The 24,753-nt window shown below is 35.9% G+C and carries 21 protein-coding genes and 1 pseudogene; 5 read left to right on the top strand and 17 right to left on the bottom strand.

Annotated features, from left to right (window positions below; translation table 11 throughout):
- From A2003_RS07355 to tviB, 16 genes and pseudogenes are all read right to left on the bottom strand, one after another.
- Positions 1 to 560 (bottom strand): annotated as a pseudogene (locus A2003_RS07355) (UDP-glucose 6-dehydrogenase); the annotation flags it as partial.
- A gap of 16 nt (positions 561 to 576) precedes the next feature.
- A complete protein-coding gene (gene galU, locus A2003_RS07360) occupies positions 577 to 1,452 on the bottom strand; it encodes a UTP--glucose-1-phosphate uridylyltransferase GalU (RefSeq protein WP_286687082.1) in 876 nt (291 codons plus the stop codon).
- Between the two features lie 13 nt (positions 1,453 to 1,465).
- Complete coding sequence (locus tag A2003_RS07365) at positions 1,466 to 3,340, bottom strand: polysaccharide biosynthesis protein (protein WP_286687083.1); 1,875 nt, start codon at positions 3,338 to 3,340, stop codon at positions 1,466 to 1,468.
- A 141-nt stretch (positions 3,341 to 3,481) separates the two neighbouring features.
- Positions 3,482 to 4,654, bottom strand: coding sequence for a DegT/DnrJ/EryC1/StrS family aminotransferase (locus tag A2003_RS07370; RefSeq protein ID WP_286687084.1), 1,173 nt, complete (start codon positions 4,652 to 4,654; stop codon positions 3,482 to 3,484).
- 101 nt (positions 4,655 to 4,755) lie between these two features.
- Positions 4,756 to 5,415 carry an acetyltransferase gene (locus A2003_RS07375; RefSeq protein ID WP_286687085.1) on the bottom strand — a complete coding sequence of 220 codons (660 nt, stop codon included), beginning with the start codon at positions 5,413 to 5,415 and terminating at the stop codon, positions 4,756 to 4,758.
- The gene (locus A2003_RS07380; protein ID WP_286687086.1) at positions 5,412 to 6,020 is read right to left on the bottom strand and encodes a sugar transferase; all 609 of its coding nucleotides are present in this window, start codon (positions 6,018 to 6,020) and stop codon (positions 5,412 to 5,414) included. Before A2003_RS07380 ends, A2003_RS07375 begins: the two co-directional genes overlap by 4 nt.
- Entirely contained in the window at positions 6,021 to 7,151 is a 1,131-nt protein-coding gene (locus tag A2003_RS07385; RefSeq protein ID WP_286687107.1) for a glycosyltransferase family 4 protein, read from the bottom strand.
- Between the two features lie 68 nt (positions 7,152 to 7,219).
- Entirely contained in the window at positions 7,220 to 8,311 is a 1,092-nt protein-coding gene (locus A2003_RS07390; protein ID WP_286687087.1) for a glycosyltransferase family protein, read from the bottom strand.
- Positions 8,301 to 9,365 carry a non-hydrolyzing UDP-N-acetylglucosamine 2-epimerase gene (gene wecB / locus A2003_RS07395; protein ID WP_286687088.1) on the bottom strand — a complete coding sequence of 355 codons (1,065 nt, stop codon included), beginning with the start codon at positions 9,363 to 9,365 and terminating at the stop codon, positions 8,301 to 8,303. The genes A2003_RS07390 and wecB overlap by 11 nt, the downstream gene beginning before the upstream one ends.
- 109 nt (positions 9,366 to 9,474) lie before the next feature.
- On the bottom strand, positions 9,475 to 10,704 hold the full coding sequence (locus A2003_RS07400) for an O-antigen polymerase (RefSeq protein WP_286687089.1): 1,230 nt from the start codon (positions 10,702 to 10,704) through the stop codon (positions 9,475 to 9,477).
- Positions 10,701 to 12,119, bottom strand: coding sequence for a lipopolysaccharide biosynthesis protein (locus A2003_RS07405; protein WP_286687090.1), 1,419 nt, complete (start codon positions 12,117 to 12,119; stop codon positions 10,701 to 10,703). The genes A2003_RS07400 and A2003_RS07405 overlap by 4 nt, the downstream gene beginning before the upstream one ends.
- Complete coding sequence (locus tag A2003_RS07410) at positions 12,119 to 13,237, bottom strand: glycosyltransferase (protein ID WP_286687091.1); 1,119 nt, start codon at positions 13,235 to 13,237, stop codon at positions 12,119 to 12,121. Before A2003_RS07410 ends, A2003_RS07405 begins: the two co-directional genes overlap by 1 nt.
- Before the next feature lie 4 nt (positions 13,238 to 13,241).
- Positions 13,242 to 14,321 carry a DegT/DnrJ/EryC1/StrS family aminotransferase gene (locus A2003_RS07415; RefSeq protein WP_286687092.1) on the bottom strand — a complete coding sequence of 360 codons (1,080 nt, stop codon included), beginning with the start codon at positions 14,319 to 14,321 and terminating at the stop codon, positions 13,242 to 13,244.
- On the bottom strand, positions 14,318 to 14,905 hold the full coding sequence (wbpD, locus tag A2003_RS07420; protein WP_286687093.1) for a UDP-2-acetamido-3-amino-2,3-dideoxy-D-glucuronate N-acetyltransferase: 588 nt from the start codon (positions 14,903 to 14,905) through the stop codon (positions 14,318 to 14,320). Before wbpD ends, A2003_RS07415 begins: the two co-directional genes overlap by 4 nt.
- Positions 14,902 to 15,852 (bottom strand): Gfo/Idh/MocA family protein, encoded by a 951-nt coding sequence (locus tag A2003_RS07425; protein ID WP_286687094.1) that lies wholly within the window; start codon positions 15,850 to 15,852, stop codon positions 14,902 to 14,904. Before A2003_RS07425 ends, wbpD begins: the two co-directional genes overlap by 4 nt.
- Before the next feature lie 32 nt (positions 15,853 to 15,884).
- Complete coding sequence (gene tviB, locus A2003_RS07430) at positions 15,885 to 17,180, bottom strand: Vi polysaccharide biosynthesis UDP-N-acetylglucosamine C-6 dehydrogenase TviB (RefSeq protein WP_286687108.1); 1,296 nt, start codon at positions 17,178 to 17,180, stop codon at positions 15,885 to 15,887.
- Between the two features lie 636 nt (positions 17,181 to 17,816).
- Here tviB and A2003_RS07435 point away from each other — a divergent pair.
- From A2003_RS07435 to bamJ (A2003_RS07455), 5 genes are all read left to right on the top strand, one after another.
- The gene (locus A2003_RS07435) at positions 17,817 to 18,917 is read left to right on the top strand and encodes a polysaccharide biosynthesis/export family protein (protein WP_286687095.1); all 1,101 of its coding nucleotides are present in this window, start codon (positions 17,817 to 17,819) and stop codon (positions 18,915 to 18,917) included.
- Positions 18,918 to 18,922: 5 nt separating this feature from the next.
- On the top strand, positions 18,923 to 19,351 hold the full coding sequence (locus A2003_RS07440) for a low molecular weight protein-tyrosine-phosphatase (protein ID WP_286687096.1): 429 nt from the start codon (positions 18,923 to 18,925) through the stop codon (positions 19,349 to 19,351).
- 18 nt (positions 19,352 to 19,369) lie between these two features.
- Positions 19,370 to 21,550, top strand: a complete 2,181-nt coding sequence (locus tag A2003_RS07445; protein ID WP_286687097.1) for a polysaccharide biosynthesis tyrosine autokinase — start codon at positions 19,370 to 19,372, stop codon at positions 21,548 to 21,550.
- A 170-nt stretch (positions 21,551 to 21,720) separates the two neighbouring features.
- A complete protein-coding gene (gene bamJ / locus A2003_RS07450) occupies positions 21,721 to 22,428 on the top strand; it encodes a BamJ family beta-barrel-assembly machinery protein (protein WP_286687098.1) in 708 nt (235 codons plus the stop codon).
- Positions 22,429 to 22,472: 44 nt separating this feature from the next.
- Positions 22,473 to 23,156 (top strand): BamJ family beta-barrel-assembly machinery protein, encoded by a 684-nt coding sequence (gene bamJ / locus A2003_RS07455; protein WP_286687099.1) that lies wholly within the window; start codon positions 22,473 to 22,475, stop codon positions 23,154 to 23,156.
- 32 nt (positions 23,157 to 23,188) lie between these two features.
- Here the strand turns inward: bamJ (A2003_RS07455) and murJ are convergent, their stop codons facing one another.
- Positions 23,189 to 24,739 carry a murein biosynthesis integral membrane protein MurJ gene (gene murJ, locus A2003_RS07460; RefSeq protein WP_286687109.1) on the bottom strand — a complete coding sequence of 517 codons (1,551 nt, stop codon included), beginning with the start codon at positions 24,737 to 24,739 and terminating at the stop codon, positions 23,189 to 23,191.
- Positions 24,740 to 24,753 lie beyond the last annotated feature (14 nt).

The following is a 24,753-nucleotide window of genomic DNA, read 5'->3' on the forward strand; positions in this document are numbered from 1 at the left end:
TCGGCATCTAGGATGGGCATAAACAAAAATTGCTGTTCCAAAGGGAAAAAAGGTCTTAATAACTCTTTTACTTTGCATTGGGTACGATGATCCAAACAGCCTACGATCAATTGCTTAGCTTGAGTTAAGCTCTGTAAAGCATTACCTTCTTGAATTGTGTCAGGTAAATATACCCAATCATCCTCTGCAAGTATTTTCTGCATCTTTTCGGTACCATGCAGACCAAAAGTTGAGGCATTAATCATGAGTTTCGGATGAATAATATTTCGCTGCTTTAGTTTACCGAGCAACTGAAAAACAAAAGTTTCTTGAGTTTGGTTAAAACTAAATACATATCCATCTATATCCAGTGGCAACTCAGAAAGAACTGCGTAGTTCAAAAAGCCACTCTTTAATTGTTTTTCTAATAGTTGATTAACATTCTCATCATGAAATGCATATTGCAAATTATTTTCATTGCTTTGAGTATCTGAACACCAAAAAACCTGATGCCCAGATTCAGATAAAAGTACGGACATTACTCCCGCATATAAAGTATTGCCGAATATTGCAATTTTCATAACCGTTAACCCTAAATTACAGGGCTAACTCACGAATTAAGCCCTTAAAATCAGCACCTAGCTTTGGATGCTCAATACCATAGTGCAATACTGCTTTAAGATAACCAATCTTACTGCCACAATCAAAGGTTTGACCTTTCATTCGATAAGCCTCTACAGTTTCAAGTTGTTGCAAGCTTGCAATTGCATCAGTGAGTTGTATTTCATTGCCCGCCCCCTTGGGTGTATCTTGCAATAATTGCATGATTTTAGCTGGCAAAATATAACGCCCAACAACGGATAAATTTGAAGGTGCTGTACCTACTGCGGGTTTTTCTACAATACCTTTCATTATGATGCTTTCACCTTCATTCGGTGATTTTGCAACATCTACAATGCCATACTGATCCACTAAATGATCAGGCACTGCTTCAACCATAATTTGTGCTGCTTGAGACTGTTGAAAACGTTGAATCATCAACGATAAATCATTTTCAACTGCATGATCTTTAACCAAGACATCAGGTAACAAAACTGCAAAAGCTTCGTCACCAACAATATCTTTCGCACAAAGTACAGCATGCCCCAGACCTAATGGTTGTGGTTGGCGTACACTTACGATACTGATATGTTTAGGTAATATATCGGTAATTTCTTTCAATAAATCAAATTTCTTTTTTTGTTCCAGCGTCGTTTCAAGCTCAAAATTTCGATCAAAATAATTTTCAATAGATGCCTTAGATGAATGCGTGACTAAGATGATCTGTTCAATCCCTGCATCGACGGCCTCTCGAACAACATACTCAATCGCGGGGCGATCTACAACAGTCACCATTTCTTTAGGAATCGATTTACTTGCTGGCAAGAAACGTGTACCTAAACCTGCAACAGGCAAAATTGCTTTTTTGATCATAGATTTTCTCTAATTAATTTACTCGAACTTCGCCACTACGTTTATAGCCATCAACATAATGTTCTAACTGGGTTAAGGCCCAATTTATATCTTGCTCAACAGCAGTCATCTGGTTGATTTTACTGAATACGGATTGAATTTCGTGTAATGGAAAATGTTTTTCAAAAGAACGTAAAATACGAGTATGCTCTGTGTATTCAGTATTATCCTGATCAATCAATAGCTCCTCATAAAGCTTCTCGCCAGGTCTTAAACCGCTATAAGCAATTTCGATATCGCCATCAGTTTCCCCAGTTTCACGAACTCTCAAACCACTCAGTTTAATCATTTGTCGTGCTAAATCTTGGATACGTACTGGTTCACCCATATCTAAGAGAAAAACATCACCACCTGATCCTAGAGCACCAGCCTGAATAACCAACTGAGAAGCTTCTGGAATCGTCATAAAATAACGAGTGACTTCTGGATGAGTTACCGTAATAGGCCCACCCTTTGCAATTTGTTGCTTAAACAGAGGGACTACTGATCCTGATGAACCGAGCACATTACCAAATCGAACAATACTAATTTGTGTATGAGGCTTAGTTTCAGCAACAGCTTGACAATAAAGCTCAGCCATACGCTTGGAAGCACCCATTACGTTGGTTGGTCGAACTGCTTTATCTGTAGAAATAAGTACAAAGGTTTCAACGCCTTTTTTGACAGCAGCATTAAGGCTATTTGCAGTGCCAATTGCATTATTTTTTAGACCTGCAATTGGATTACACTCCACCAAAGGAACATGTTTATAGGCAGCAGCATGATAAACCGTTTGCACTTGATATTGCTCTATAATTCGTTCCAGTTTTTGTTGGTCCTGAACAGTTCCCAATATCGGAACGATTTGACAACTAGCGGCTTGTCTTAACTCTTTATCAATATCATATAAAGCAAATTCTGTTAGCTCATAGAGCACTAACATTTTAGGTTGATTCTTTATAATTTGGCGACATAGTTCTGAACCAATCGACCCACCTGCTCCTGTCACCATCACAATTTTATTCTGTATATTTTTAGATAGTAAGTGCGCAATCGGTGGAACTGGATCTCGACCAAGTAAATCAATAATATCAACTTCTTGAATATCGGAAACTCGTATTTCACCATCAACTAATTGGGTAAGTCCAGGAAGTTCGGTAATTTTTAAATGAGCTGATTCAAACTGCTGAATAATTTCAGTTTTACGAACTCGACCAACAGATGGAATGGCTAATAAAATCTCATCAACGCGTTCTTTGCTAAATCTCTGTAATGCTTTTTCTACAGAGTAAACTCGTAGTCCTTCAACAATTTGACCTTGCAATGAAGTATGATCATCAATAAAAAAAACAGGTAAATGATCATCCGAACGATTTAATGCAGCTGCGATCTGTTGTCCCGCATCCCCTGCTCCATATATGGCGATTCTCTTGCGACCTATGTCTGAATAGAATGATGCTTTGATAATGAAACGAATAGAAGCACGGCTAACCCATACCCACGTAAACATCATAAATCCGAACATAAATGGGATAGACATCGGAATATATGCATGGGTAAAACTGCTCAGACCATACAAAGCAATCATCGTCAGCGCCACAGCAAGAGCTAATTTAACGATAAAAACTTCATTGAATGTTCTGACAATAAAGTGATAGACGCCAGTAATGACTAAACTAACAATAGCAATCAAACTCACCAACAGGACACCATGTTCAATGCCTGGGATAACTTGTGCACCTAAATCAAATAATCGAATGACATAACAGAGCCATAAGATCACTGGAATAGCTAAAGCATCCAGAAAAACAAGGAAAGTTTGCTTAAGTAGCCTTGGTGCTGAGGCGAATTGATGAATAATCTTTTTCACAATGATCTTCTAATCATCCATTTTACAGTTTGATGCTTATACTCATTTCTTAATGAACTAGAAATGAATTTTACATACTGATTACATAATCATAAAAAACAACAGTTTGAGCCAATATCACCCTCTTGCAAGTGTTTTTGCTTATTGAATCGCATTCTTTACGGTTTGAATAGCTTGAACCGTTTTATCTATACTGTCTTTGCTGAGTGTTGGGTGTACCAAGAACATCAAACTTGTTTCACCAAGTTGTTGCGCGTTCTCTAAACGCTGTTCAGGACGCCATGATGTTCCGTCAAAGGCATGCTCCAAATACACCTCTGAGCATGAACCACTAAAACAAGGCACATTTTGTGTATTAATCTCTTGCATAATTCGGTCACGTGACCAACCTTCAGGTAAAGCAGCTAAATTGACTTGTACATAGCATTTATAATGTGCATGTACATAGTCAGTCGAAGGCAAGTGAACTGTAAAATAAGGAGAATTAGCAAATGCTTTCAGAATCTGCTCTGCATTTTCAGTTCTTTTTCGCGTCCACTCCGCCATATGCGTGAGTTGAATACGACCTATCACTGCCTGCATTTCCATCATACGCCAATTTGTGCCAAACGAATCATGTAACCATCTAAAACCAGGAGGATGTTGCTTGCTATAAACACTGTCATAGCTTTTACCATGATCTTTATAAGACCACATTTTTTTCCAAAGTATTTCATCATTAGTGGTGACCATACCACCTTCACCACCTGTGGTCATAATCTTATCTTGACAGAAAGACCACGCTGAAATGTGCCCGATAGATCCTGCAGGTTTACCTTTGTATTGAGCACCATGAGCCTGAGCACAATCTTCAATAACATACAAACCCTTTTCCTCAGCAAGTTGCATAATTGGATCCATGTCACACATCCAACCTGCTAAATGCACGCAGATAATCGCTTTAGTATTAGGTGTTAAAACAGCTTCAATGGTTCGTCGCGAAATATTTTGAGAATCTAACTCAACATCTGCAAATATAGGATTTGCACCAGCTGTGACAATTGAACTAGCTGAAGCAAGAAAAGTTCTAGATGTCACAATCACATCATGTCCAGCACCGATACCTAATGCCTTAAGTGCTACATCTAATGCAACCGTTCCATTCGCTAAAGCTACCGCATATTGAGTACCAGCAAATGTAGCAAACTCTTTTTCAAATTCACGACACTCCTGCCCCGTCCAATAGTTCACCTTGTTTGAAAGTAATACATTAGATACGGCATCTGCTTCTTGTTGAGTAAAACTTGGCCATGGTTCAAATGCAGTGTTTAACATCTTAATTTACCTTCTCATAAACCATTATCAAAAATGGCATGCTTTTTTTCCGCTATCATTTTACTTATATGAGAAAAATAACTTTCTTCATATAGTTTGTATTACTTCTTTTCCAATATACGTGCAGGATTGCCGACTACTGTTACACCTGCTGGAACACTTTTGGTTACCACAGCGCCCATCCCAACAACTGCACCTTTTCCAATAATTAGGGGCTTATCAGGTGTGCCCTGTTTAATAACCGCACCAGTCCCTATATAGGCATGGTCCTCTATATGAATATTACCATTGCATTTCACACCTGGAGCAAAAGTGACGTAATCGCCAATCACGCAATCATGCTCGACATAACTGTATAAATTAGCATGGAAACATTTACCGATTTTTACATTTGATGTAATTGAAACAAAAGGACTTAGTGCTGCACCCTCTGCCAATTCAATACTATCCATTATTACCACATTATCAGCTTGTACAGTCCACAATTGAAGACCATCCTTGATAAGCTGATTGGCAAGTTTTTCACGAATGTGACTATTTGCAATAGCAATCAGTACAAACTTTTGAGCAGCATTTAAGTTTTTAAAAGATTGATAGTTTAATGCAATATGACCATTTACAACATGCTGCTCTTGTATGCTGTCATCAATAAAATAGATTTCGGCCGAAACACCAAGACGCTGTAATTGTTGTCGAGCAACAGGCATTAAACTACGACCACAACCCGATGCACCATAAATCGCATAGATAGCACTACTCATTCCTTTTCTTCCGATGTAGTGCCTGTAAACTTTGTCATGGTCACCTCGCCAGCTTCATTAATATCATCTTTGGCGATCACTTTTTTCACTGTTTTCAACATGATTTTGAAGTCTAACCAGACCGACTGATTTTCAACGTACCACGTATCTAGTTTAAATTTCTCTTCCCAACTAATCGCATTCCGCCCATTGACCTGTGCGTGCCCAGTCATACCTGGACGTACATCATGACGTTTGGCTTGTTCTTTATTGTATAAAGGTAGATATTCCATCAGTAACGGACGTGGACCTACAACACTCATATCTCCTTTAATTACATTCCAAAGCTCTGGCATTTCATCCAAACTGGTTGAACGCAACATTTTGCCAAATGGGGTCAAGCGCTCGCTATCGGGTAGCGGATTACCTTGTGCGTCTACTGCATCTTTCATGGTGCGGAATTTGATCATTTCAAAAGGTTGACCATGTAGACCCGAACGGACTTGACGAAACAGTACAGGTGAACCCAAGTTCTTTTTCACTTTATAAGCGACAAAAGCGTACAATGGTGAAAGAAGGATGAGGGCAATAGAAGCAATGATAATATCAAGTAAGCGTTTTAACATTTATAGACCTAAAATATTGAGTAAGCGTTGGTTGACTTTATCTGCATCAAATTTTTCCTGAGCTATTTTATAACTCTCAATTCCCATTTTTTCGATTTGTTCAGGCTGTTCTATAAAATAAATCATTTTTTCAGCCAATGCTTCAGGATTCCACTTAGCCACAATAAATCCATTTACACCATGTTCAACAGTTTCACGACAACCTGGTACATCTGTGGTAACCACTGCGCGCCCGATCGCCATTGCTTCTTGTGTACTACGCGGCACACCTTCACGATAAGATGGCAATACAAAGACATGACTCTTGGCTATCCAGTCTTTTACATTATCTACATGACCGGGATAATCAATAATATTTGAAGAAATTAATTCGTCTAATTCAGATTGTGTTAATGCACCCAAATTGTGAGGGTCGATCGCACCTAAAACAGTAAATTGCGTTTCAGGATATTTTTCTTTTACGATTTTTACCGCAGCAAGAAAATCGTGAATCCCTTTTTCCTTCAGTAGCCGACCAATAAATAGAAAATTAATGGGTTGCTGAATATTCGGTACAGGTTGGTAAGGATAATCTTTCAAGTTTAAACCAATACCACCAAGAACCTCAACTTTTTTTACGTTTATCGCGTGTTGATCGAGTAAATCTAAAGGATCATCAGGGTTTAAAAAAATAAGTTTATCTAATTGAGGTAAAGCAAATTTATAAAGTAAAACTTGAATCTTTTTAATCAATTCTGTTTTTTTACTTAAGCCTTCAGGCTGCTGTGTAAATGTATAGCCTAACCCTTCTAACATACCTACAATTCTTGGAACTTTTGCTAACTTTGCGGCAATGGTTCCAAAAATAACAGGTTTGCTAAAATATGAAAAAACTAAGTCCGGCTTAATTTCTCTAATTTTTTTTGCAAGCTTATATGTGGCTACAATATCTGCAAGTGGATTAAGTCCACCACGGTTTAATTCATAGGTAACAGGAATAGCACCTAAGGATTCTATTTTCTTTAGGTCAGCATCAGAATATTCAGAAGTAAAGGCATAAACCGTATACTGCTTTTCTCGCATTGCACGAATTAAATCTGCACGAAAACTATAAAAGCTTGATGCAATTGTACCGATAATAATAATTTTCATCATTTACTTTAACTAAAAAAAAACATGAATCGACACCTTTCAAAATCCTGAACAGTTTCAGTTCAAAACTATATATTTTCAATATCTGCAATAAATTTTTGCATAATATTTTTTTTATCAATGAATTTCTCAGCACACTTTCTCACATCTAATCTAGTATCTAGTTTAAAATTATCAGCGTACCTTAACAAATCATCAAATATGAAAGTATTAGAATATTTATAATACTTAAAGGATGTATCCAAAGAAGCATCCCTGTGTCCTGAATAAACAGGCAATCCCATAGCAAGCATCTCACGCACCTTCAAAGTTGATCCTTCTTTTAGATTCTGACGATACATCGCTAGAGAACCTAATCCAACATCACATTTCGAAGCTATGGTATAGTATTCATCTACACTCATAGCGCCATGAATGATAATTCTTTTTAAATATTTATTATTTGATATCATTATTTTTTGAGTATCTGTAAGATTGCCAATTAGATGAATAAAAAAACTTTTCTCGCCCTCATATTCATTTAAAGAATTAAGTAAAATATCTAGACCATGCCATTCAGCGAAATGACTACATATGAATAAAATATTTATTGAATCATCTCTACTATCCTTCAAAAGTTTAATATTTTTAATTTCAATACCATTTGGATAAACAATAATTGGCTTTTTAGCTTTTCTTTCATCTCTTTCATATAAAGCTATTTCTTCAGTTACACCAGCAATATACAAACTATTTTTAACTGAAAACTTCCCCGTAATTCGCTCTATAAAAGATGCCAACTTACCTTTTAATCCTTTTCTAATTAGCTTTAGTTCTTCAATCTCTTTAGAATGATGAACACCAACTCTATTTTTTATTAATGGGGAAAAAATAAAGGTAAAAGGATCAAAAGTTAAGTGTCTAAATAAAATAAGATCATATTTTTTCCTTAACTTAAAAACTATGATCCAAAAAAAAGCATTCCTAATTAATATAAAATCTAAATATTTAGGAATACCCCTTTCAAAAGACTCTTTGATCTCTCCTGAATGTAGAGCTAATGTTTTCCACTCTATATTTTTAATCTCTTTAGCAGAATTAAACTCATAAAGTAGTTGATTCCTCTGTCCTGAACCCAGATTTCTAACCCCTGTAACATGCAGAATTTTTTTAACTTTCATTAGTACGCACTCTATCTAAAATTTTATTAGCAGCTCTTCCATCGCCATAAATACCTAAACTTTCCATCATTTGAGAGTTAGAAGATACTATTGCATCAACTATAAGTTCAGGATCATAGCCTACCAATTTATTAAAACCATAATTCACCAATTCAATCCACTCAGTTTCTTCACGTAAAGTAACACAGTATTTCCCATGAAAATATGCTTCTTTCTGTACTCCACCTGAATCAGTAACAATAAGATCACTATGTACCTCCAACCATACCATTTCTAAATAACCAACGGGATCTACAATCTTAATGTTATTTGGAACAATAATTTCATGTTCTTTAATTTTATTGACTGTTCTCGGGTGCAATGGCAAAATTATATCTTTGGCGGAGAGCCCTAAACCTTTAAAAATATTTGAAAGCTTATATTTATCATCTGTATTTTCTGCACGATGAATCGTACATAGTATAAAATTGTTTAAATCAAGTAACTCAAACCAATCTGGTTTTATCATTTTCTCTTTATAATAAAGTGATACGTCATACATAATATCACCCACTATAAATATTTTACTTTCATCAACTCCTTCATTTAACAAATTATTCTTTGCTCCAAGACTAGGAACAAATAAATAATCGCTAATTTGATCAGTTAGAATTCGATTAACTTCTTCTGGCATTTTTTTATTAAAAGAACGTAAACCAGCCTCAACATGCGCTATAGGTATGTGAAGTTTTACAGCAGCCAAAGCTCCGGCTAACGTTGAATTTGTATCACCATAGACTAAGACTAGATCAGGCTTTTCATCTAATAAAATATCCTCAATTTCCTCTAACTGTTGCCCAGTCATTGCACCATGAGTTTTTCCACCAGTTTGTAGGTTATATCTTGGAATAGGAATACCCATTTCATCAAAGAAAATATCTGACATATTCTGATCGTAATGCTGACCAGTATGTATTATAACTTCTTCTATATCTTGGCAATTAGCTACTGCTCGAGAAAAAGCTGCTGCTTTTATAAACTGAGGTCTTGCACCCAATACTGTTAAAATCTTCATATTAAAATCCAATCTAATTTTTACCAAGTTTATAAATGATAAAATTAAATAATAATTTTACCATCTAAAAGCTACTAAATATTAACAACATTAAAAATTTAGGCCATAACTAATATCCATTATATTTAACTTTACAACACAATCCCACAATTAATAAAAAAAATGAAATTACAAAAGAATTAAATGGAACAGAGGTGAAGCAACTTATAAAAACAAAAATAAAAACTGCTAAAAAATTTTCTGATTTTGATTTTTTCAGAATAAAAAAGATGCTACACAAAAATATTGAAAAAAATATAAATAGTATTATTCCTCCTTGAGCCAAAAAATAAATAAATTGACTATCTGGAGATTCTTCTAAAGCCAATTGGGGTGGGATAATAGTACCGAATGGATTAAGTGTTACATAGTTCATAAGGCTCATCCATGCATTTACACGACCACTCAAGTTACCTGAACCATCAACTCCATTATTTACAACATTTCCAATTTCAATTGTTCTCTCTAAATTAGACTCAGACGAAAAATTAAAAATTAAAAAAAATGCTATAAATAAAGTTATAGTAGCTCCCAATAATGTCTTTAAGCTTTCCAGTTTATTCCCTCGCTGAAATAAGTAAAATAAAGTTATAGCATAACCAAAAAATATCCCAACCATGCTTGTTCTAGAACTTGATAAAATCACACAAAGAAGACTTAAAAACATAAAAACTATTGAGAGAATATTCTGTTGCTTAAAATATTTTTTTATAATTAAAAAAAAGAAAAAAGAAATTCCAGAAAAAAAACCTAGAATATTAGGATTTACAAAGAAACCGGTCGCTCTTCCTCCAATTTCCTCTACTCCCAATCCAATTTGACTCTTATTAATTAAAAGAGTAAAAAACTCAAACACCCCTAAAGGTCCACTTAATCCATAATTAAAAAAAAGAAATTGGGCTAAAGCGAAAAGAAAACAGAGCGATATAAGCAAACCATTAACCCAAAATAAAAATACCAAACTAACTAGATACCCAAAATAAAAGAAAATTATTGGTATAAATAAATATATATATATTTGTGCCAATAATCCCATACTCCCATAAAGAAGAGCACCTAAAACAGAAAAAATAATTACAATAAAAAACCATAAATACCAAACAACAAAAATATTATTAGTTAAAACCTTCGGATAAATAAAAAAAAGAAAAGCTAAAACAGGTAGGTGTAAAACAAAAAAATATGGAACAGGATTACCAAGAAATTCAAAGTAAAATATATCAGAGAGAATACAGAAAAAATAACTAACAAAAAATAAGAAATTTATTATAGATTTCTTATTAATTATCAAAAAATTCATATATTAATCCTTTTAGTTATTCCTAATGTTAATACCCTTAAAATCCTTTTTCTGAAGATCATCAGGCCTATAAAAAACATAAATAACCATATTAAAAAATTAGGAATTAAATCTTTAAAATTAAAAATATTTAATATTGATAAAATTAAAATTATAAAAGTTATGAGATATGTTCTAAAAGTAGAAATATTACGCCATACAAGTTTAGAAAACTCAGTTCTTACAACAAAAAAAATCCAAAATGAAGTAGCAAATGCAATAGCTGATCCTGATGAACCTAATATAGGAACTAAAAAATAATTCCCTAAAATGTTAACTAACATCGCAATAATTGAAGCGACCATAAGTAAGCTCGTTTTTCTTACTATAGCGATACCTATAGCTGTTGTCTCTGAGAGCGTATAAAAAAGTGGTCCAATTACACATGCTACAATTAAACTTTGTACTGTTAAATACTGACTAGGCAAGAAAAAGGGAATTATCCATGAGAACAAACCAGATAAGACCGCTAAAAAAAATATAATCATCAATAAATATTCAGTAATCTCATCTATTTTATTATAATCTACATTACCCTCACTCACCCATTTATAGACTACAGGTGCCCATATCGTATTAAAAATTGTTGCTATAATAGTTACGGCACCAGCTATACTCATTGAAACAGAGTAAACACCTAATTCATGATAATTAGAAAATTGACGAAGAAAAAGCCTATCAGACATATTCAAAGCCCAAGAGGCTAAAGCTCCAATCAATAAAGGGAAGCCGAAAAAAAAGTACTTTTTAAGCTGTTTTTTATCTATTTTCTCTTGAATAGAGTTCAACCAATCTTTTCTAGTATTAAACGCATAAAATAAGAATGCAGAAACTATTGATAACGTATTTATAGACAACAGACTAAAAGTATCTCTAGGACCTCCCAAAAGGAAAATGCCTATAATAAAAATTAACAACAATAATTTTGGCAATAATTGACTAATAGAAAAAGCAAAAGCTCTGTCTTGCATTCGCAACACTAAAGAAAGGAATCTAGTTAATAATGCAGCAACAAAGCATATTATAGTTATGACGCTTAAATATGTACTAGCTATTCCATATAACCAAATAGATAAAATATTTGAATTATATATAAGGATAAGAAAAACAGAAAAAAGACTAAAAAAAATACAAGGAAATATAAGAGTTTTTAATAATAAGGCTTTATTCTGTGTTTCATGATACTCTCGAACATAAGCTTGATCTAATCCTAACCCAAATAAAAGAACAGCAAAGCTCGTAAAAACTTGAAGCATTGAAATTCGACCAACATCTTCAACACTATAAAACCAAGTAATTAAAGGAAGGCTTATAAGGCTTAATATCCCTCCACCTATAGGACCTAAAGCATAGCCTAGAATTTTTTTTAGGTGCATTATCCTACCTCATTGGGAAATAATATATCATCCCAAATAGGAATATTTTCTTTCCAACTTGATGATTTTTTTATAAAATTTCTAACTAATTCATTATTATCTTCAGACTTTTTACACCCACTCACAACCATTGCATTCAACTTTTCCGCAACATCGTCTACTGAATCAATTAATATTAATTTAGATGTTAATTCTGTTAGTTGTTGATACGGCAACCAACTGCCTGCTAACACCCAACCTCCAGCATATAATGTTTCCTGCATAGATCCACTGAACTGATCTGTAGGTTGTATATTAATAAGAATATCAATAACTGATCTTAACTTAGCTATCTCATGGAAATCATAGAATTGATCTAGAATAGTATATTTAATATCTTTATTTTTATCTAATGCTACTTTAATCAGCTCTTTACTATCGCCACCATAAGCAAGTGGAAAAACCAAATGAATATTATCTAAAAATTCTATATTTTGCTCAGCAACTTTATCAATTACTTTCAATTGCTGATGCGCTAAATTAGCATTATAACCTACCATAATTTTTATTTTATTAATTGGTAAATTAAAACTATTACACAAAGCAAAGTAATCTTCATTTTTCAGTCGATCAATTTCGTCTAAAGCAGGCAATCCAAATCTAGCTACATAAAGCTCAGTTGCTATTGCTGCTTTCTTTTCAATAAATAAAGCCTTTGTTGTTGGATTTGTAAAAATAATTGCATCAGAACCTTTAAATATTAACTTTTGAAGAAAAAATTTAAACTTTGAGGCAATACGATAAAAATCACTTCCCCAGATAACAGACACTAGTCGATTGGTTTTTCTTTTTAATTTAAAAATATACGGTCCTAGAAAAAAATAAACAAAATGTATGACGATGACATCATAGTCATCATCCAGTTCATCAATAATCTTACTTAATTCAAACAGACTATTTAAAGCTGAAAATGAAAAACCAAATTTTACAGTAATATTCTTTTGTGTACGTACAAATTTATTTTTGATCTCTTGCCCAAAGGATATTAAATCAACTGATACACCCTTTTTGTCATACTGATTAACAAAATCCTTGATAAAAACAGAATCTCCATCTCCAATCACAAGCATTTTTTTCATTACGTTATCCTAATGCTGTAATAATTTTTTTCTGTGCATCTATACTTAGATAAGGATGCATAGGCAAACTCATTACTCTTTCTGCAATCGCATCACCTACAGGTAACCATACATTTGTATCGGCAACTGCTGGTTGTTTATTCAATGGAATTGGATAATGTACAGCTGTCGGAATACCTTGCTCTTGTAACTTTTTTTGGATTTCTGCTCGATTATCGACCTGAATCGTATATTGTGCCCATGCGCTGGTATTATGTGGCTCTAGGTATGGTGTGGTGTGAACACCGGCTTGATTAAATAACTGATTATAGATTTCAGCTACTTTTTGACGTGCCTGCATTTCATCATCCAAAATTTCTAATTTTGGCAATAAAATTGCTGCTTGAATAGTATCTAAACGGCTATTAACGCCAACTCGAATATGGTGATAACGACGATCTTGTCCATGGCGAGCAATTTGACGGATCACTTTAGCAAGCTCATCATCATTGGTAAAAATAGCACCACCGTCACCATAGCAGCCCAATGGCTTACTTGGGAAAAAGCTGGTACAAGCAACCGTACTTAGGTTACAGCTTTTACGCCCTTTATAGGTTGCACCAAAGCTTTGTGCAGCATCTTCAATAACAGGAATTTTATATTTCGCTGCAATTGCATTGATTGCATCAAAGTCTGCACACTGCCCATATAAACTTACAGGAATAATAGCCTTGGTTCGAGGTGTAATTGCAGCTTCTAATTTTTCAACATCTAAATTATAAGTCTTCGGGTTTACATCAACATAAACAGGTTTTGCACCTAAGAGTGCAACTGTTTCAGCAGTAGCAATATAAGTGAAACCTGGAGTAATCACTTCATCACCAGGCCCAATACCAAAAGCCATTTGTGAAATTTGTAGGGCATCTGTACCATTGGCACAGGTAATACAGTATTTTGCACCTACATAAGAAGCAAGTTTTTCTTCGAGTTCAGCAACTTCAGGCCCCAAAATATACTGGCCATGTGCTAATACACGCTGAATACCCGCGTCAATTTCAGCCTTGATACGTGACTGCTGTGCTTTTAAATCAATAAATTCAATCATGCTGCCGCCTGCTCTTTGGTCACAATCTTACCATTTAAGCGATAAATTGCCCCTGTGTGTTCACACGCCACTTGGGCTTCACCTTCTAAAGGTAAATCTAACTGCTCGCCAAATTCACTCATCCAGCCAATCTGTTTTGCAGGAACACCGACCATCAATGCATACGCCGGTACATCTTTATTAATTACCGCACCAGCACCTACAAATGAATACTCACCAATCGTAACACCGCAAACAATGGTACAGTTCGCACCAAGTGTTGCACCTTTTTTAACCAAGGTATTACGATATTGGTCTTTGCGTTCAATTAAAGAGCGTGGGTTATACACATTGGTGAAAACCATGCTTGGTCCACAAAATACACCTTCTTCCAAGGTCACGTTATCGTATACCGACACGTTATTTTGAACTTTACAATGGTCGCCAATAACGACTTTGTTGCCAACGAATACGTTTTGGCCTAAAGAAACACCTTTACCAATTTTGGCTCCGCCACAGACATGTACAAAGTGCCAGACCCGTGAATCTTCACCGATTTGTGCGCCATCATCCACTATGGCCGTTTCATGTTGATAAAAGCTCATGCTTTTTTCACCTTTGCCAATAATGGATGAGGATTTTCCGGATTTTCAACCAAAGGTGCAACACGAATCACTTCAACAGTCTCAATTGCAGCACGGTTTTCTTCAACCCCATACCCTTTACCATCTAGGATACGCTGGTAGCTTTGCGTATGAAGATCAGTAAAACCGCCTGAAAACTCAAGTTCTTCATTTTCAATGGTAATACTGCGGTAAGTGAGTTTTTCACCTTTCACGGCATTTGCAGGCAAGTTATTCGCATCAATCGACAAGAACCAGCGTACACGCGCACGTTCATATTCTAAATAACCTGATGCAGTTTTCTCATCACGATAATGCACTTCATTTTTCACAATTTTGCCAAAAATAAAATGCAGCATGTCATAAAAATGCACACCAATATTGGTTGCTACGCCACCCGATTTATTATCTACCCCTTTCCATGATTTTAGGTACCATTTACCACGCGAGGTTAGATAGGTCAGATCTACATCAAAAACTTTACCTTCAGGTGCTGCTTGAACTTTGTCACGTAAAGCAATAATAGATGGGTGTAAACGTAGCTGTAAAATTGAATTTACTTTTGCACCATATTGTTTTTCGTATTCAGACAGTAAATTTAAATCATCTGAACTTAAAACCAGAGGCTTCTCACAAATCACATCAATCCCATTTTTTAATGCATATTTCATGTGGGGTGCATGTAAGTAGTTTGGTGAGCAAATAGCGACATAATCCAGCTTTTCACCTTTAAGTTTTTGATCCTCTACATAGGCTTCAAACTCTTCAAACTCGGTAAAAAACTCAGCTTCTGGAAAGTGGCTGTCCATAATACCAACAGAATCGTTGACATCCATTGCTACAGCCAAAGTGTTGCCTGTTTCTTTAATCGCTTTTAAGTGACGTGGAGCGATATAACCAGCAGCACCAATCAGGGCAAATTTTTTCATATTTTTTTCTACAATCTATTTTTGGGTGAATCTTATAAACGGAATACGGTAAAACCTTGTGCTGTCATTTCATCACGGTTAAACAAACTTTTTACATCAGTCAATACAGGTTGTTCGGCTTTAACGTAAGCTCGTAACTGCTCAGGACTTAAAGTACGAAACTCATGATGTCCCACAGCCACAACCAAACTGTCCACAGGGTGTTCAGCATCTACCTGAACCAAATCAATTCCATATTCATGTTTAACTTCTTCGGCATCAGCCCATGGGTCACATACTGCAACTTTAATGCCCCATTGATCAAACTCTTTGATCACATCTACAATTTTACTATTACGAATATCTGGGCAGTTTTCTTTAAAAGTGATACCTAAAACGCCAACAGTAGCTTTGGTCACATCAATATTATTCTTCACCATTCTTTTAATAGTCGCGCGTGCCACATAACGCGCCATGTTGTCGTTAATACGACGGCCTGCCAAAATCACTTGTGGGTGATAACCTACTTCTTCTGCTTTATGGGTTAAGTAGTACGGATCAACACCAATACAATGTCCACCAACTAAGCCCGGACGGAACGGTAAAAAGTTCCATTTACTTCCAGCCGCTTCAAGTACATCGATCGTATCAATACCTAAGCGATCAAAAATAACGGATAACTCATTCACCAAAGCAATATTTAAATCACGCTGCGTGTTCTCGATTACTTTGGCTGCTTCCGCAACTTTAATACTCGAAGCTTTGTGTGTACCTGCTGTAATAACACTTCCGTAGACTTGATCGACGATTTCAGCAATTTCTGGGGTGCTGCCACTGGTGATTTTTTTAATCTTCGTTAAAGTATTCACTTTATCGCCAGGATTGATCCGCTCTGGACTATAGCCCGCAAAAAAGTCAACGTTGAATTTTAAACCCGAAATTTGTTCAAGTACAGGAATACAAACTTCTTCTGTCGCACCAGGATAAACGGTTGATTCATAGACAACAATATCACCCTTTTTAATGACCTTACCTAAAGTTTCACTTGCCTTTTTCAAAGGTGTTAAATCTGGACGATTTACATGATCAACTGGGGTTGGCACAGTAACGATAAAAAAGTTGCAGGTTTTTAGATCTTCTAAATTTGCACTATAACTTAATTGCGTTGCTTGACTGAGTTCTTCTGGTGAAACTTCCAAAGTATGGTCTTGCCCACTTTTCAGCTCATCTATACGTTTTTGGTGGATATCGAAACCCACTACTGATGTTTTTTTGCCAAATTCAACTGCCAGTGGCAAACCTACATACCCTAAACCAATAATTGCTATTTTCAATTCGGCAAGTTGCATCACAATCAGCCTTTTCCTTTATTAAAGTTTATATCTGTCTGTACAAAATCTACGAAAAATTCTTCATCTATGAAAGATTCTTTCAAATTAACTAACCGCATTAATCTGCGCGCGTACTATAACAAATTTTTTAAAAAAATCTCATCTCAATTGTATGATTGTGTTTAATGAGAAATCCAATAGTCAATTGGCAAACTTTTCCATTACTATAAACTATAAGAAGTATGAACCTCTGCTAATCATTCTGTATAGACGGTCTCATTTTCCAGTAATTCACAAGCCACGTTTTCAATTACTTAATACAACGCCTACTATCTCACCATTAGAACCTCGAACCTTTCTACAGCATCACTAATTAACAGAAATAGATTACCTAAAGTAATGTCTTACTCGGTAAGCAAGAGTTATGCGCATCATCAGCTTATTCATAAAAAATCATTACAATTTTCAAGTAGAATCAGCCCTGATTTTGCATATAAAAGCGATCAAATTCTATAGATTTTTTGATTTTGACACAAACACTTGAACAACCATTTATAAGTGCATTTTAAAGAAAAGTCAGCTAGAATTGGCAGAATTCTAAATCTAAAGGCAGGTTGTTGTAAGACAACTGATATAAATATTGAAGGGTCAAGTGTGAAGCATTATCAACTATTTTCTATTCTTGCAATTAGCATAAGTACTGTAGGATGTGCTGTTACTCCAGGCTTACAAACCTATGATATTCCGACACAAGGTAACTATACGACCGACCTTGGAACCAATGTCAATGTCGTTAAAATAACCCAAGAAAACTTACCAGCAATTCAACCTGCTCAAATCGACTATCGAAATAACTACTCAACACTTTTTAAACAACAACAGCCAGCATATCGTTTAAGTTCTGGAGATGTGCTTTCAATTCAACTATGGGCCTATCCAGAAATTACCCCACCCGTAAATAATTTAACCAACGATCAATCAATTCAAGCCAATGGTTACCCGATTGATTATAATGGATATGTACAAATTCCATTAGTTGGCCGCTATAAAGCCGCGGGTAAAACATTAGCCCAACTCAATACAGACTTACGTAACCAATTTGCACGTTATCTAAAAAATCCTGATGTAATTGTGCGAGTACTTGCTTATCAAGGACAGCGCTATTCTGTTCAAGGCAGTGTTAAAAAAAGTGGTCAATTTTATCTAACAGACCAACCTGTAAGTATTTACACAGCTTTGGGTGTGGCTGGTGGTGTATCTGAACTAGGAGATAATACTTACATTCAGCTTGTTCGAAATGGAAGAACATATGACTTAAACACTATTGCACTTGAAAAGGCGGGCTACTCACTACATAAATTACTGGTACAACCTAACGATACAATTTATGTAAGTACTAAAGAAAATCAAAAAATTTATGTGATGGGTGAGTCTGGTAAGAACCAAGCCTTACCAATGCGTGATCAAGGCATGACCTTAAGTGATGCTTTAGGTGAAAGCTTAGGAATCAACCCACTATCAGGCAGTGCTAGTCGTATTTACGTACTCAGAACCAATCCAAATGATCGCAGCACGGCACTGTATCATATGAATTTGATGAGCTTGGGTGATTTTGGTCTCGCAAATCAATTTAAATTGCGCAGTAATGATATTGTCTATGTCGATGCAACTGGCTTAACTCGCTGGCAACGTGTTATCAACCAAGTTATTCCTTTCTCTAGTGCACTATACAATTTTGATCGTCTTGGACAATAATCTATATGAAGATTCAAAATATTTTAGTCGTTTGCGTAGGTAATATCTGTAGAAGTCCTATGGCTGAATACTTATTAAAACAACAGCATCCTAATTTACATATTGAATCAGCTGGTATTTCTGGGCTTGTAGGTCACTCAGCTGACGATAAAGCACAATTATGTATGCACAGATTCAGTATCGACATGAGTGGCCATATTGCAAAAAAACTAAATGCTGAATTGATCAAGAAAGCTGACTTAATCTTAGTAATGAGTAATAATCAGCAACGCCATCTTGAACAGACATGGCCATTCGCTAAAGGCAAGGTTTTCAGATTAGGGCATTGGCAGAATAAAAACGTATCTGATCCATATCAACATGATCAGAAATTTTTTGATGATACATGCGAGCTTATCCAACAGTGCGTTACTGATTGGAAAAAATATATTTAACTTTTTAGATTTAAGATTATGAGTCAAAATACGAATACCGAAGACACAATTGACCTAAAAGAGCTTTTCTTTGCTTTAATAGCTCAATGGAAACTGATTGCTTTATGTGTCATTTTAAGCCTAGTTCTTGCTTTACTTTATCTCAGAGTCACACCAGATACTTATTCTGTAGACGCACTCGTACAAGTAGAAGACAGTAAAGGTGCTTCGGCAGCTCTATTAGGTGATTTGTCTCAAATGATTGATCAAAAATCACCAGCTCAATCAGAAATCGAAATTTTAAAATCTCGTTTAGTTTTAGGTTCAGTTATACATGCTTTACATCTCGATTTAAATATTTCTAGTATCGAGGATACACTTAGCCAACGCTTAATGAATGGCTCAAATTATGAAGTTGAATATGTTCCTAATAGTGTATTATTTAAAGACAATAACAAACAATTTGAAGTTAGGAAATTTGAGATTCCACAACAGTTCCTAGATAAAACGCTAATCTTAAATTTTAAAAATGGTCAATTTACTTTAACTAATACTGCAACAAATGAGGCTGTCTTAACCGCTCCACTTAACCAACTAAATACTATTAACAATCAAAATGGTATTTGGAAAGTTGATATTCGCACTCAGGACCAACTTAAAACTGACTATTTGATTCAAAAGCAGTCATTACCTGCAGCTGTCGATAAATTGAGTGCAAGCTATTCTGTAGCCGAAAAAGGAAAACTGACAGGAATTCTCGGACTTAATTATAGAGGTCAAGATAAGGAACATATTACTAAGGTCTTGAATGCGATCTTGGCTGCTTATAGCGCACAAAATGTAGAACGTCGCTCAGCAGAAACAGCTCAAACTTTAAAATTCTTAGATGAGCAGCTCCCTGACCTAAAAAAACAACTTGATGATGCTGAACGAGTCTTCAATAAGTTTCGTCAACAATATAATACGGTTGATGTGACTAAAGAATCTGAGCTTTACTTAACGCAGAGTATTACCTTAGAAACTAAGAAAATTGAGTTACAACAACAACAAGCCGATCTTGCAGCAAAGTACACTGCTGAACATCCTGCAATGCGTGAAATCAATGCTCAGATTGGTGCCATTGACAAACAAATTACTGAATTAAACAGCACATTAAAACAGTTACCTGATATTCAGCGCCAATATTTACAACTTTTCCGTGAAGTTGAAGTCAAGACCCAACTCTACACAGCATTATTAAACTCATATCAGCAATTACGTATCGCGAAAGCTGGCGAAATTGGTAATGTTCGTATTGTTGATACTGCCGTTGAACCAGTAGAACCTATCAAACCGAAGAAAATACAAATTCTCATTCTTGCTATTTTCCTTGGTGGCTTCTTAGGAACTCTGCTTGCTCTACTAAGAAATATGCTACGTACTGGAGTCAAAGATTCAGCACAAATTGAACGCGAGTTCGATCTACCAGTTTATGCAACAGTACCAAGATCTCCTGTACAAGAAACTCGTATGAGTATCTTGAAAAAGAAAAAATCAATTCCTATCTTGGCTGTCAAGCATAGCGATGATATAGCGATTGAAAGTTTACGGAGCATTCGTACCGCTATTCATTTTGCGCTATCGAATGCAAAAAATAATATTATTATGGTAGCTGGTCCTGCCCCTGAAGTTGGTAAATCTTTTATTTCAACAAACTTAGCAACGATTTTTGCTCAAGGTGATAAAAAAGTACTTCTAATCGATGCTGATATGCGTCGTGGTTATATGCACAAATACTTTGATGTTGAGGTCAAACCAGGTTTATCTGAGTTTCTTAGCAATCAAGTAGAATTGAGGAAAGTTATTCACAATACACAAGTGAATGGTTTAGACGTGATCACACGTGGTAAAAGTCCAACCAATCCTTCTGAAATGTTGAGTTCACAAAAATTCAAAACCTTGCTAGATGAATTAAGCACGCAGTATGACCATATTATTATTGATACACCGCCTGTATTGGCCGTGACAGACGGTATCATTATTTCTCAATATGCTGGCGTTAACTTGTTGATTGCTCGTTACTCGAAATCACAAATGAAAGAGCTTGAACTCAGCTTAAATCGTTTTGAACAAGCTGGTGTGAAAGTCAATGGTTTCATCTTGAATGATATCCAACGCACAGCTGGTGCTGGTTATAGCTATAACTATGCATATGCCTATAAAGCCCAAAAAGAAGATTAAGTTCTCTTTTCAAGCTTTAATAAAAGCCAAATCATTTGATTTGGCTTTTTTTAAACATAAATCTTATAAAAAAACCTACGCATTTTACAGCTGAGTTATTCATTGCTTAAGCTTAGACATGCTAAGATCATTGACATATTTTTATTTAGAATCTCACTTTTGGACATCTCATGAGTAAAGCTTTACCTCTCATTGCTGCAGTTGTGTTAGGCGGTGCGGCCCTAGTACCTGTTTATTATGCGACACAAAATCCAACCACTGAGTTTGGCGCGAAAGCTGATAAAAATGCAGCACCTGTTGCTAAGATCAGCTATGCTCTCGGTTATGAAGTTGCAAAGCAAACTCCACCAGAGCTTGAAACGAATGCATTTATTACAGGTTTCCGTGATGCACACTCTCAGAAGCCTGCAGCATACTCTGAGGAAGAGTTACAAGCAGCATATGTAGAATTCCAAAAAGAGATGCAACAAAAGCAACAAGACGAAACCAAAAAAGTTGAGGCAACTAACTCAAGTTTCTTAGCTGAAAATGCTAACAAAGAAGGTGTTAAAACAACAGCATCTGGCTTGCAATACAAAATCACCAAAGAAGGAACTGGCAAACAACCTGTTGCAACTTCTGTCGTTAAAGTACATTACAAAGGTCAATTAACTGACGGTAAAGTATTTGACAGCTCATACGATCGTGGTGAACCAATCGAGTTTCCATTAAATCAAGTCATTCCTGGCTGGACTGAAGGTCTACAACTCATGAAAGAAGGCAGTAAGGCAACGCTTTATATCCCTGCTAACTTGGGCTACGGTGAACAAGGCGTGCCAGGCTCTATCCCGCCAAATAGTACTTTGATTTTTGATGTCGAATTAATCGCTGTAAAATAATGATATAGGGAGAGCTTGTGCTCTCCTTTATTTTGGAAGAAAGAATGAAAAAACTTACACTTACTCTCATAACATTGATGATTGGAACGGTTCAAGCAGCTCCTATCACCCTAAAAAGTCCACAAAAAGATCAATTGGGTTATAGCTACGGTTATTTAATGGGGAAAGGAAATACAGAAACGCTCAAAGACTTAAATATCGAAACCTTTGTGCTAGGGCTTGAAGATGCAATTAAGGGAAAACCAGCAACACTCAGTGATGAGCAAATGGCGGCTGTTCTCAACCAATATAAAAAGCGACTTGAAGCCAAACAATTAGTTGAATTCCAAGAGCAGGCAGAAAAAAATGCTCAAGAAGGAAAAAACTTTCTAGCAGAAAATGCTAAAAAGCCAGATATCATCACAACAAAATCAGGTTTACAGTATCAAGTTCTTCAACAAGGTGCTGGTAAATCGCCAAAGTTAACATCAACAGTAAAAGTAAATTACGAAGGTCGGTTAATTGATGGAACTGTGTTTGATAGCTCAATTGCTCGCAACCATCCTGTTGAATTTAAACTGAATCAAGTCATTTCTGGCTGGACTGAAGGTGTCCATACGATGAAAGAAGGTGGTAAAAGTCGTTTCTTTGTGCCATCTAACTTAGCATATGGTGACATGGGTGCTGGAGATGCAATTGGACCGAACAGCACACTTATTTTTGATATTGAATTACTCGAAGTAAAATAGTAATAAACCCTCCTTGTTGGAGGGTTTATTTTTTAATGTTTCAAATGTCTTGGGCGAAAACCCGTGATTAGTAAACCGATAACATAAGCAGCGACACCCAATACACACAAGCCAACAACTTCTGCAATTCGCAACCACTGAGCGATATCACCTTGGTACCATGTTAAAGCATATGCAAGAGCAGCAATCATGGTCATGTTGGCAACTAAAAATTGGAAACCAAGCTTTTTCCAATGCGTCCCAAAACGATAGATATTTCGTTTGTGTAAATAAAAATACAGCATTCCAGCATTGACTAAAGCAGAGCCCGAAGAAGCGAGTGCTAAAGCCATATGCTCAGCATGCCAATCAATTAATTTAAAGAACCCAATAAATACAACGTTTAAAATCGCATTTGCAGCAACTGCCATGAGACCGACACGAACTGGTGTTTTGGTATCCTGTTGTGCATAAAAACCTGGTGCAAACACTTTAATCAACATAAATGAAATTACACCTGCACTCATGCATTGCAATGCAAGTGCCGTCATATGTGTATCTTCTAAAGTAAATTCGCCACGTTGGAATAAAGCTTGAATAATCGGTGTCGATAACATGAATAATGCAATACTTGCAGGAATACCGACCAACATAATGATCTTGGCAGCCCAATCAATCATGCTTTTAAATTTAGCTTGATCTTGCTCAGCGTGACGCGCAGATAGTGAAGGTAAAATAACTGTGCCGATCGCAACCCCAATGAGACCTAATGGTAGTTCAGTCATTCGTTCAGCACTGTATAACCACGATACTGAACCATCTTGCATGAACGATGCCCAAATCGTATTTAACAGTAAATTAATTTGTGTCACTGAAACACCGAATAATGCAGGCAACATTAGTTTCAGGATACGATCAACACCCTCATGCTTAAAATCAACTTTAGGTGGAATAAGTAAGTTCTTTTTCCAAAGCTCAGGGATTTGTATCGCTAACTGTAAAACACCTGCAACCACGACAGCCCAACCCAATGCCATAATGGGTTCTGCCATAAAAGGTGTTAACCACCATGCTCCTGCAATCATCGCAATGTTCAAAAGCACAGGTGAAAATGCTGGCGATGCAAATGAGCCATAGCTATTTAAGATACTACTCGCAAAAGCCGTCAACGACATGAACATTAAATAAGGAATCGTGAGGCGGAACATATCCACCGCTAAATCAAATTTCTCTGGATCGTTATGAAATCCTGGTGCATACAAATAAATAATCGCTGGTGCGGCAACCATCGCCACAAAAGTTAGCAATGACATAGCCGTCAGCAAACAACCAAATACTCGGCTAATCAGAATCTGCACTTCTGCATGTGTTTTACTAGTTTTATATTCGGTTAAAACAGGAATGAAAGCTTGAGAAAAAGCCCCTTCCGCAAATAAGCGTCGAAAAAAGTTTGGGATACGAAAGGCAACAACGAAAGTATCGAAATCTTTACCCGCACCAAATACATTTAATAGCACGATATCACGCACTAATCCCAAAACTCGAGATAACATCGTCATTGCACTGACAATAATAGTCGATCGCCACAATGCCATCGCATTCACCCACGGCTTATCTT

This window comes from Acinetobacter sp. GWC1_38_13, assembly GCF_001767535.1.
Classification (GTDB): Bacteria; Pseudomonadota; Gammaproteobacteria; order Pseudomonadales; family Moraxellaceae; genus Acinetobacter; species Acinetobacter junii.

Coding starts and splice junctions, on each gene's coding strand:
- tviB (WP_286687108.1), bottom strand. CDS start 17,180: ATGCAACTTGCCGAATTGAAAATAGCAATTATTGGTTTAGGGTATGTA.
- A2003_RS07380 (WP_286687086.1), bottom strand. CDS start 6,020: ATGTTAAAACGCTTACTTGATATTATCATTGCTTCTATTGCCCTCATC.
- A2003_RS07390 (WP_286687087.1), bottom strand. CDS start 8,311: ATGAAAGTTAAAAAAATTCTGCATGTTACAGGGGTTAGAAATCTGGGT.
- wbpD (WP_286687093.1), bottom strand. CDS start 14,905: ATGAGCTTTTATCAACATGAAACGGCCATAGTGGATGATGGCGCACAA.
- A2003_RS07385 (WP_286687107.1), bottom strand. CDS start 7,151: ATGAAAATTATTATTATCGGTACAATTGCATCAAGCTTTTATAGTTTT.
- galU (WP_286687082.1), bottom strand. CDS start 1,452: ATGATCAAAAAAGCAATTTTGCCTGTTGCAGGTTTAGGTACACGTTTC.
- A2003_RS07375 (WP_286687085.1), bottom strand. CDS start 5,415: ATGAGTAGTGCTATCTATGCGATTTATGGTGCATCGGGTTGTGGTCGT.
- A2003_RS07410 (WP_286687091.1), bottom strand. CDS start 13,237: ATGAAAAAAATGCTTGTGATTGGAGATGGAGATTCTGTTTTTATCAAG.
- A2003_RS07445 (WP_286687097.1), top strand. CDS start 19,370: ATGAGTCAAAATACGAATACCGAAGACACAATTGACCTAAAAGAGCTT.
- wecB (WP_286687088.1), bottom strand. CDS start 9,365: ATGAAGATTTTAACAGTATTGGGTGCAAGACCTCAGTTTATAAAAGCA.
- A2003_RS07415 (WP_286687092.1), bottom strand. CDS start 14,321: ATGATTGAATTTATTGATTTAAAAGCACAGCAGTCACGTATCAAGGCT.
- A2003_RS07425 (WP_286687094.1), bottom strand. CDS start 15,852: ATGAAAAAATTTGCCCTGATTGGTGCTGCTGGTTATATCGCTCCACGT.
- bamJ (WP_286687099.1), top strand. CDS start 22,473: ATGAAAAAACTTACACTTACTCTCATAACATTGATGATTGGAACGGTT.
- bamJ (WP_286687098.1), top strand. CDS start 21,721: ATGAGTAAAGCTTTACCTCTCATTGCTGCAGTTGTGTTAGGCGGTGCG.
- A2003_RS07405 (WP_286687090.1), bottom strand. CDS start 12,119: ATGCACCTAAAAAAAATTCTAGGCTATGCTTTAGGTCCTATAGGTGGA.
- A2003_RS07370 (WP_286687084.1), bottom strand. CDS start 4,654: ATGTTAAACACTGCATTTGAACCATGGCCAAGTTTTACTCAACAAGAA.
- A2003_RS07440 (WP_286687096.1), top strand. CDS start 18,923: ATGAAGATTCAAAATATTTTAGTCGTTTGCGTAGGTAATATCTGTAGA.
- A2003_RS07400 (WP_286687089.1), bottom strand. CDS start 10,704: ATGAATTTTTTGATAATTAATAAGAAATCTATAATAAATTTCTTATTT.